The 8,518-nt window shown below is 42.2% G+C and carries 11 protein-coding genes; 6 read left to right on the top strand and 5 right to left on the bottom strand.

The annotated features are described in order from the left end of the window. From NT010_10530 to NT010_10510, 5 genes are all read left to right on the top strand, one after another. Nucleotides 1-736, top strand: a 736-nt coding sequence (locus tag NT010_10530) for a hypothetical protein (protein MCX5806484.1), incomplete at its 5' end; no start/stop codon positions are given. Continuing rightward, nucleotides 736-1,206, top strand: coding sequence for an outer membrane lipid asymmetry maintenance protein MlaD (mlaD, locus tag NT010_10525; GenBank protein MCX5806483.1), 471 nt, complete (start codon nucleotides 736-738; stop codon nucleotides 1,204-1,206). The genes NT010_10530 and mlaD, both read left to right, overlap by 1 nt. Before the next feature lie 29 nt (nucleotides 1,207-1,235). Next, complete coding sequence (locus NT010_10520) at nucleotides 1,236-1,829, top strand: ABC transporter substrate-binding protein (protein MCX5806482.1); 594 nt, start codon at nucleotides 1,236-1,238, stop codon at nucleotides 1,827-1,829. A 14-nt stretch (nucleotides 1,830-1,843) separates the two neighbouring features. After that, nucleotides 1,844-2,719 carry a VacJ family lipoprotein gene (locus NT010_10515; GenBank protein ID MCX5806481.1) on the top strand — a complete coding sequence of 292 codons (876 nt, stop codon included), beginning with the start codon at nucleotides 1,844-1,846 and terminating at the stop codon, nucleotides 2,717-2,719. Between the two features lie 236 nt (nucleotides 2,720-2,955). Beyond that, nucleotides 2,956-3,285: a transcriptional regulator gene (locus tag NT010_10510; GenBank protein ID MCX5806480.1), complete on the top strand. Its 330-nt coding sequence runs from the start codon at nucleotides 2,956-2,958 to the stop codon at nucleotides 3,283-3,285. Nucleotides 3,286-3,347: 62 nt separating this feature from the next. Here NT010_10510 and NT010_10505 read toward each other — a convergent pair whose 3' ends face one another. From NT010_10505 to NT010_10495, 3 genes are all read right to left on the bottom strand, one after another. After that, entirely contained in the window at nucleotides 3,348-3,761 is a 414-nt protein-coding gene (locus NT010_10505) for a hypothetical protein (protein ID MCX5806479.1), read from the bottom strand. A 163-nt stretch (nucleotides 3,762-3,924) separates the two neighbouring features. Continuing rightward, nucleotides 3,925-4,833, bottom strand: coding sequence for a cation diffusion facilitator family transporter (locus tag NT010_10500; GenBank protein ID MCX5806478.1), 909 nt, complete (start codon nucleotides 4,831-4,833; stop codon nucleotides 3,925-3,927). A gap of 488 nt (nucleotides 4,834-5,321) precedes the next feature. Continuing rightward, a complete protein-coding gene (locus NT010_10495) occupies nucleotides 5,322-6,005 on the bottom strand; it encodes a class I SAM-dependent methyltransferase (protein MCX5806477.1) in 684 nt (227 codons plus the stop codon). Between the two features lie 798 nt (nucleotides 6,006-6,803). Between NT010_10495 and NT010_10490 the strand changes: the two genes are divergently transcribed. Then, a complete protein-coding gene (locus tag NT010_10490; GenBank protein ID MCX5806476.1) occupies nucleotides 6,804-7,220 on the top strand; it encodes a secondary thiamine-phosphate synthase enzyme YjbQ in 417 nt (138 codons plus the stop codon). Between the two features lie 57 nt (nucleotides 7,221-7,277). On the opposite strand, the gene NT010_10485 is transcribed toward NT010_10490, so the two are convergent. Further along, nucleotides 7,278-7,814 carry an epoxyqueuosine reductase QueH gene (locus tag NT010_10485; GenBank protein MCX5806475.1) on the bottom strand — a complete coding sequence of 179 codons (537 nt, stop codon included), beginning with the start codon at nucleotides 7,812-7,814 and terminating at the stop codon, nucleotides 7,278-7,280. Nucleotides 7,815-8,137: 323 nt separating this feature from the next. Continuing rightward, a partial coding sequence (locus tag NT010_10480) for a pyruvate, phosphate dikinase (GenBank protein ID MCX5806474.1) occupies nucleotides 8,138-8,518 on the bottom strand: 381 nt, incomplete at its 5' end.

The following is an 8,518-nucleotide window of genomic DNA, read 5'->3' as shown; positions in this document are numbered from 1 at the left end:
TCAGGACCCCATCAGGAAGAACATGATCCTGAGCATGATTACCCATTACAGAAAAAAATTCGGGTTTACCGCTGTTATGATCAGCCATGATATCCCGGATGTTTTTTTCATATCTGATCGTATTATCATTCTTTGGGAAGGATCAGTCGGTTTTGAAGGGACATATGAAGAAGCAACAAAGCTGAAGCTTCCATTAATTGATGAGTTTCTCCGCAGCCTGGAAGGATTCCAGGACGAGCTCACAGGTCTGCTTTCAAGGGAGGCATTCAGGGTACATTATACAGGAATGCTGGGGGGTACGGCTGCAGCAACGGCTGTTTCAGCAGCAGTTTTCAGTGTCAGACTGAATTTGCTGGATGCTGCCCTGGGGCCCCAAACAGCACTGGAAATCCTGAAGCTCCTTGGAGAATTTACAAACAGGCAATTCAACCAGGTAGGAGGTTTCTCTGCACGTCACAGCAGAGACCAGATACTTACTATATTTCCCCACACGACACCCGATGAGGCAAAAGAACTGGTGGCAGGCTTTGCGAAAAAATTGCAGCAAGGAGCACTTGATGATATTGAGAGCATAACAGGCCAAAATACAGGCATTGAAAAATGCTTCGATATTTATATACATGCAGGAGTCACAGAAGTCTATCCTGCTGATGAGATTGAACAGATCATCAATAAGGCTGAAGAAAAACAGGAGATTATCGCAACTTACCGATGCAATTCCGGAGGTGGTATATAATGAAAAAATATTCAATGGAGACAGCTGTAGGTGTTTTTGTTCTGATTGGCCTTATATGCGTGGGTTATATGACGATAAAACTGGGCAAGGTCTCTTTCTTTGCGAGTGATACATATACAATTTATGCCAGATTCGTCTCGGCATCGGGGCTGAGGGTTGGCAGCACAGTTGAAGTTTATGGCCTTGAGGTAGGCAGTGTCAAAAACCTGAGCATGGATATAGACAAACAGATGGCAATTGTCGAAATGGCAGTCAACAAAAGTTTGAAGGTATATGACGATGCAGCAGCAACTATAAAGACCTCGGGGCTTATAGGTGATAAATATGTAAAAATCGAACCTGGCGGGTCCGGCGAATTGATTAAACAAGGCGGCTTTATCACACAGACATCGGTACCGGCGGATATCGAAGACCTCATAGGCAAATATGCCTTTGGAGATGCAAAGAAAGAGCCGGGCAAGACCCCTTAAAACATAGAAAACAATAAAGGAGAATATATATGAGAAAATGGATGCCCGTACCCGTACTTCTGATAATGTTAATGTTTCCACTTAATATTTTTGCAGGAATTCCTCTTGATACTGTCAAAACAAATGTCAACAGCGTAATTGATGCAATGCGCGATCCCAAGCTTAAGGGAGAGGCAGGTAAAAAAGTGAAAGAGCAGAGAATTGTTGTTGCTGCTGATAAACTTTTTGATTTTGTAGAGCTTTCGAAGAGAACACTGGGATTGAATTGGAACAAACTTACCCCGGAACAGCGTAAGGAGTTTGTTGAGTTATATAAGACAATTCTTAAGGATGCCTATGTTGATAAAATAATGGCCTACAATGATGAACAGGTAAATTTCAACAAAGAAGTTCCTCTTTCCGAAACCACGATAGAGGTCCAGAGTTTTGTGATATCAAAGAGTACCCAGGTGCCCATCTATTACAGGGTTATCAAAAAGGATACTGGGTGGAAGGTCTATGATGTAGTGATTGAAGGAGTGAGTCTTATCAGCAACTATCGTACCCAATTCCGGGAGATCCTTGGCAACAACCCGCCGGAAACGCTGATTGAGACCTTGCGCAAAAAGGTTGGTAAAAAATGAATTGCAGGGATTTGATGCAATATTTGGGAAAGGCATGGTTCTTCTTAGGCTTGATGGTCTGTCTGATATACCTGTCCCCTTTATTCACTTATTTTTCATCGGTGTATGCAGCTGATCCTGCCCTTAACCAGGACGCCGGTGTTGTTCAAGATCAACAGGCGGCGGGAAAAGCTATAGAAAAAACTGGATCGGATCAGTCTGTTATTAAGGAAAAACTGTCCGATGAATACGACAATGTTACAGAGGAGCAGGTTGTCAGCGGTGAAGGGCCTCGTATTGCCGACCCCCTGGAACCGTGGAACAGGGCCATTTATCACTTTAACGATAAAGTCTATTTCTGGGCATTAAAGCCGGTTGCAGAAGGCTATAAATATATTTTGCCGGAAGACATCAGGGGGCTGTTCAGGAGTTTTTATCATAATATTAAAGCGCCTATTCGTATCATAAATAATCTTCTTCAGGGAAAACCGGGATACGCAGGGATTGAACTGGCCAAATTTTTTATAAACTCAACAGTCGGTGTCGGCGGATTAAGGGACTGTGCAACAGAGTGTTATAATATAAAGGGCCGTGATGCTGATTTCGGTCAGACACTTGGGAAATATGGCATTGGTCATGGTTTCTATTTTGTCTGGCCATTTATTGGTTCTTCCAGTGTACGTGATTCTGTCGGATGGGGTGTTGACTGGGCGCTCAAACCAACGACCTATCTCGTCGGCGGATCAGAATTGATTAATCCTGAGAGTGTAGGAATCTATGCCCACGAAGCAGTGAACACCACATCTTTTCATATTGGTGACTACGAGACTCTCAAAGGGGCAGCGATTGACCCGTACGTGGCTATACGCGACGCATACATTCAATATCGGGAAAAGTTATTGAAGCAATAAGGGTTTGTTTTTACATTCAATCCGAATTATTCCCCACAGCTTGCTGCGGGTTAACAACTTCCCCCCGCCCCTCCGGGGAAGAGGGTGAGGTGAGGGGGATAGGGTTCTCATCCCGCTGATACACCGCTGCTTGCGGCGGAGAGCTTCATTGTTGGATATCTATTATTGCTGTTGCCGGTAAGATTAAACATTAAATGTTTCTGTATTAGCCTCTGCAAAAGATTGTATTTCAATAAATGAAAAAGAAAATTAAAGAACCTTCTGAGCCGGTTGAACGCAGTAATACCATACGCAGACATATTGTTTCCCTGCTTGAAGATAATACCTTATCAGCCAAAGATATATCCGTGTACCTCAGGATTCAGGAAAAGGATGTAAGCGGTCATCTCGAACACATTCGAAAGACATTAAACAAAAATAACCAGCATCTAACGGTTACACCGGCACAATGCGAGAAGTGCGGTTTTATATTTATAAAAAGAACCCGTCTGACAAAACCCGGTAAATGCCCAATTTGTCGCAACAGCTTCATTAATCCGCCGCTTTTTTCGATTCAGGCTGAATAACAAATTATGAGCTTCTCCATTCCCTTTGAGATAGCTTGATGTATTTAACCCATATTTTCTTATTACTTCACCGTCGGCTTGTCAGGCGCAGGTTTTACCTCATTTTTCTTTAAAACAGCCTTTTTTTCACCAGGTTTCTTGCTTTTGATTATTTTTTTGGCTATTTTCTTGCCGTCCATATCCCTGAAAGCAATGACCACAAAATCACTGGCCCTTACTTCCTCTGCGTTTTTATAGACTTTCCATTTTACGTCTTTGATGTCAAAGGTTTCTTCACATTTTTTTCCGTTAATAACAATGATGTTTTCGGCTATATCAACTCTTATAACTTCGCCTGCAGCCTTTTTTGTTCTGGCAGGTATGTCAATCTTCGCCTTTTTATCAGTTGTTGCTGTCGTTTTATCCAGGGCAAGGGCTGTTGTGATAAAAGTGAAACCTATAAATAAAACTGCAGCAATCAACAAAACCCTCTTCATAATTATTACCCCCTTCATTTCTTTATAAATTCATTATACCAAATCGGTCATTTTGTCAAAATATTATCTCAATGATTTCCAAAACTGTGTTCTTTGTGTGTTGAGATTCCGACAAAATATTATCAATCTGAGGTAGATTATTTGAAAAAACAAATTTATCCAATCAGTGATTATGATTATGCTCTTTGTTGTGGTTATCAGGTTTCCCCTGGCAGTAAAAACCATCGTCGCAGTTTATAGAGGCGCATTCGATCTGAAGTGTACTGTGGTCAATCCCGTTTTCTCTAAGCATTGCTTCAATATTCATCTTTGTTGTCTCAACCTCGCTTAAGGTCTTGTCATTTACCAGAACATGGGCTGAAAAGGCAACGTGATTGTGGGCTACAGGCCAGAGATGGACATCATGTACGTCTATGACATCGTGCATATCAATAATTTTTTTTGCCAGTATTTCCACATTAAAACCTCTCGGGGTCAGGTCAAGAAAAATAGAGATTGTATCCCGGACCAGTCTTATACCTCCCCAGATAATAATACCCCCGATAAGGACGCTTGCAATAGGATCGGTATAAGTCCACCCCGTGAGATAGATAATGATGCCTGAGATAATAACACCAATGGAAGAAAGCGTATCACCGAGGACATGCAGCCAGACGCTTTTAAGGTTGAGATCTTCATGGCTGCGACCGAGGATAAAAGCCATAATAAGGTTGCCAATAAGACCGAAAACAGCGATGCCGAGCATTACAGGTATATCTATTCTCGGAGGAGACATAAACCTTTCGTAGGATTCATGAAAGATGAGGACAGCGATGACAAGAAGGCTCAACCCATTGATGAGCGCTGCCAGAAGGCCGACCCTGTGGTAGCCGAAGGTGGCATTTTTATCCGACGGCTTTCTGCTTATGCGGGCAGCAACAAGGCCCAGGGCTATTGCCAGGGCATCTGTAACCATGTGCCCGGCGTCACTTAATAGGGCAAGGCTGTTGCTTAAATAACCGCCAACTACCTCAGCAGCCAGTATAAGGACTGTCACCAAAAAAGTTATTGCAAGACGCTTTTCACTGTTCATTCTCATGCTAAATGTTTTTAAATATCCTGTATTTCATTTTTGCACCCTTGTAGTGTTTTATCATCTAATGTTGCTAAGGGTTTTTTCTTTGTCGGTCAACGGCATGTTCGATAATGTCCATCTTTGGCGGTCTGCTGCGTCTTGCGATCCTCCGGCGTTTGCCACCCACGTGACAAATGGCTGCTTTTTATATAATTAGCTGCTCGTGGGTCCCCGGCTAAAACAATACTTACCATATAACCCCTGTCTCCAGCCTGCAAAACTTACAGCCCATCCAAACCTGAACATTTTGCTCGATACTGTCCTCGCAATGAAACCTTACCCGACATGCCGTTGCCCAGTCATGTCGGATTAGCAGCAGTCTTTACTCGCTGATGCTAATCCGGCGGAAATGAAGAAAGATTTCTTCATTTCCTATACTTCGCTCTATATCCCCCGATTTTATCATTTAACTTTCGGCAATGCCGTGTTTATACCTAAACCTTTCTTTAGACGGTACCATGTTTTCTTAGGATAACAAGAAAAAGTTTTCTTGGGAGATCTCCTTCCTCGAATTCCTCGACGTTAATTATATCATATCCTTTTGCCAGATGTTTCATCTTTTCCCTGTCAAAAAAGTGGACAACAAAACCCCCGACTTCCCACATATCTTCACCGCGGTTGATTCCTGTCCTGTAATGGGCATCGTTGACATTTCTGGCTGTGTATATGTTTAATCCTCCTGGCTTAAGTACCCGGCCGATTTCCTGTGAGAGGAATTCAAGCTCAGTAGTTGTCAGGGCCATACAAAACAGCATGTGGGAAAAGCAGCATTCAAATGATTCATCTTCAAAGGGAAGAGACTGCCTGATGTCATGCTGTAACGTTGTAATGGACTGCGAGATAGCGGCATTTTGCGCTCTTTCCCTGATTGCCAGTAGTCCTTCTGCACTGTAATCGAGAACACTTACATGAAAACCTTTACCCGCGAAAAAGAGGGCGTCACGCCCCTGACCGCCTCCAAGCTCCAGGATTTTTATTTTACCTTCTTTTTGAAGCAGTTCATTTGCTCTGCGGGCAGGATAGCTCGGATCAACTCCGAACATGTCAATCTTTTCTGAAAACATCTTCTCCCAATGTTCCTGCTGGGCATTTAAAACATCACTTGATATCTTTGTATCGTTCTCTTTCATAATATTTAACCCAAGATATAAATTTGGTATTGTCAAAAGTTTATCATTGTATTGTGTAGTTTAGCTAATTTTGTTTTCTTCGGGTTTTTCCTTTGAACTTTCAACGGCATGATTGAAATGATTTAATTGCGAGCTTAAGTCGAGCAAAAATACTCATGACCCACAAGCGGGTGCCCCGCACTCTGTCGCACCCTGTGCCCTCCAACGCAATAATTGAAAATTTAAAAGTTTTTTGAATATTTTAACTTGATAATATACAAACCTCATGATTATTGGAGTTTACTCAGTTTTCATTGGGTGTGGCTGTAAAACCGCTCTGACACCCAGTCAGCTTGTGGTAAGATAGTTCATTATAACCTCAGTTTTTCTGGAAAATTAAATTTATTTGTTTGAGGTTAGGTAAGAAAAGCTTTATATTTTCTTCGGAAGGTACATCGTTTTTTGTTAAAAGTTTCATGATAAATTGGTATGAAGATTAATCAAAGGAAAGCCTCTACAAAGATAAATTAGGGGGAGGTAGAAAATAGAAATGAAAATTAAGAAACTCACCCCCCTTCTTTATTCCGGATTCACATAAGCGTATATGTGAATCCGGGTTGAGTGGTTGACGGCATGGAAGAAATGGCTCAGATACGGATGGGCTGTAAGCTTTGCAGGCCGCAGGCGTACTGAATGTACGTCGGAGGATCGCAAGGCGAAGCAGAGCGCCGTATATGGACATTTCTTCCATGCCGTCCAACCGACAAAGAGAAAACCTGGGAAAATGCACAACAAACAGCATAAAGAAAGGAGAAGATTATGGTATATACAGAACAATTTCAAATAAAAACAAAAGGTCTTGGGGATACAATCGATATTATGGTTAAAATAATTAATATAATCGGCAATTCAAAAATCATAAATGGTCTTGTTACGGTTTTCTGTCCGGGGTCCACAGGCACAATTACAACTATAGAATACGAATCAGGAGTTATAAATGACCTGAAAAAAGTACTTGAGAAGATTGTTCCTTCAAATACGGATTATGAACACAACATGCGCTGGGGTGACGGGAACGGATTCTCCCATGTCCGGGCGGCTTTAATGAAACCCTCGCTTTCGATCCCCTTGGTAAATGGAGAACTTACGCTTGGCACCTGGCAGCAGATAGTTTTTATTGACTTTGACAACAGAGAAAGAAACAGGAGCGTAATTGTTCAGGTTATAGGGGAATAATGAATAATCCGCAAGGTGCGCCACCCTGATAAAAGCATAACCTGTTTTTTAAAGATACTACACCTTTCTGAACCGCTCTTTTTCGCTGAATATACAGCCGCAATAGTTTTGCCTGTACATATTGAGATCCTTCGACTCCTCTATTCCTTTATTCCATCCGACCCGGAAATCCCTGTAAAGAAATTCTATGTCATATCGGGCAGATAATTCTTCACCTATGGTTTTTATGTCCTCATGCCTCTGGTATTTGCTATAAAGGAGCGTTGTTGTCACTGCATCGGCACCCGTTTCCCTGCCTTTTTGAAATATCTTTTCAAGCCTTATCCTGTAACAAAAAAGGCACCTGTCTTTTCCGTATTCAAGGGCGCCCTTCAAGAAATATTCAAGTTCATAGGCGTCATCTATTGTCAAATTCAGCAAAGTAATTTTTGCGTAATGCTCAAGCGTTTCTAATCTTTTCTGGAATTCAGTATAGGGGTGAATATTGGGATTGTAAAAATATCCATATATCTCTGAATTATCGGCCCTCAATTGACTTAAGGGATAAATACAGCAGGGAGCGCAACATATATGGAGAAGGATTTTTTTTCCCATCAATACTTTTCTATTCTAACATATCAAAAAAGTTTTTCATATGCTGATACCAATTCGCCTTCAATCATATAACTTCGTTGCCTCCTCCTCGCACTCCTCTGTTGCTTGGGCTCACGTCGCCCCCTCCTGCAGCAAAGCTGCCGGAGCCTCCCCTTCTCGCTCACTACGTGAGCTAAATAAACCCTTGTACGCCTGCGTCGGCTCGTCGTCGTCGCCTTGTTCTATGCATGAAACCGAATTGGTATGAGCAGCTCTCAAGGCTTTCGCAAAAAAAAGCCTCAGAGGAAATTCTCTGAGGCTTTTTTGTCCTGTTTTCTTATTTTCTAAGCCATCTTCTCTTTTATGGCTGCCCTTGCGGCTGCCAGTTTTGCCAGGGTTACTCTGTAAGGCGAGCAACTCACATAATTCAGACCGATTCTGTGGCAGAATTCAACGGAATTTGGTTCTCCTCCATGCTCCCCGCAAATGCCGATCTTAAGATCTTTTCTTGTCTTCCTGCCAAGTTCGATGCCTATCTCCATAAGCTTGCCTACACCGTTTTCATCTATCCTTTGAAATGGATAATAGGAATATATGTCATGATCCACATAAAATCGCAGGAACTTCCCTGCATCGTCCCTGCTCATACCGAGTGTTGTCTGAGTCAGGTCGTTTGTGCCGAAAGAGAAGAACTCGGCTACTTTTGCTATCTCATCAGCGGTTAT

It is taken from the genome of Pseudomonadota bacterium (assembly GCA_026388275.1).
Taxonomy (GTDB): Bacteria; Desulfobacterota; Syntrophorhabdia; order Syntrophorhabdales; family Syntrophorhabdaceae; genus JAPLKB01.
The sequence above is the reverse complement of the archived record's forward strand: the minus strand, read 5'-3'. Positions and strand labels throughout refer to the sequence as shown.

Excerpts from the sequence above, each read along its gene's own strand:
- NT010_10500 (MCX5806478.1), bottom strand. The coding sequence starts at position 4,833 with ATGAACAGTGAAAAGCGTCTTGCAATAACTTTTTTGGTGACAGTCCTT.
- NT010_10490 (MCX5806476.1), top strand. The coding sequence starts at position 6,804 with ATGGTATATACAGAACAATTTCAAATAAAAACAAAAGGTCTTGGGGAT.
- mlaD (MCX5806483.1), top strand. The coding sequence starts at position 736 with ATGAAAAAATATTCAATGGAGACAGCTGTAGGTGTTTTTGTTCTGATT.
- NT010_10495 (MCX5806477.1), bottom strand. The coding sequence starts at position 6,005 with ATGAAAGAGAACGATACAAAGATATCAAGTGATGTTTTAAATGCCCAG.
- NT010_10510 (MCX5806480.1), top strand. The coding sequence starts at position 2,956 with ATGAAAAAGAAAATTAAAGAACCTTCTGAGCCGGTTGAACGCAGTAAT.
- NT010_10520 (MCX5806482.1), top strand. The coding sequence starts at position 1,236 with ATGAGAAAATGGATGCCCGTACCCGTACTTCTGATAATGTTAATGTTT.
- NT010_10515 (MCX5806481.1), top strand. The coding sequence starts at position 1,844 with ATGCAATATTTGGGAAAGGCATGGTTCTTCTTAGGCTTGATGGTCTGT.
- NT010_10485 (MCX5806475.1), bottom strand. The coding sequence starts at position 7,814 with ATGGGAAAAAAAATCCTTCTCCATATATGTTGCGCTCCCTGCTGTATT.
- NT010_10505 (MCX5806479.1), bottom strand. The coding sequence starts at position 3,761 with ATGAAGAGGGTTTTGTTGATTGCTGCAGTTTTATTTATAGGTTTCACT.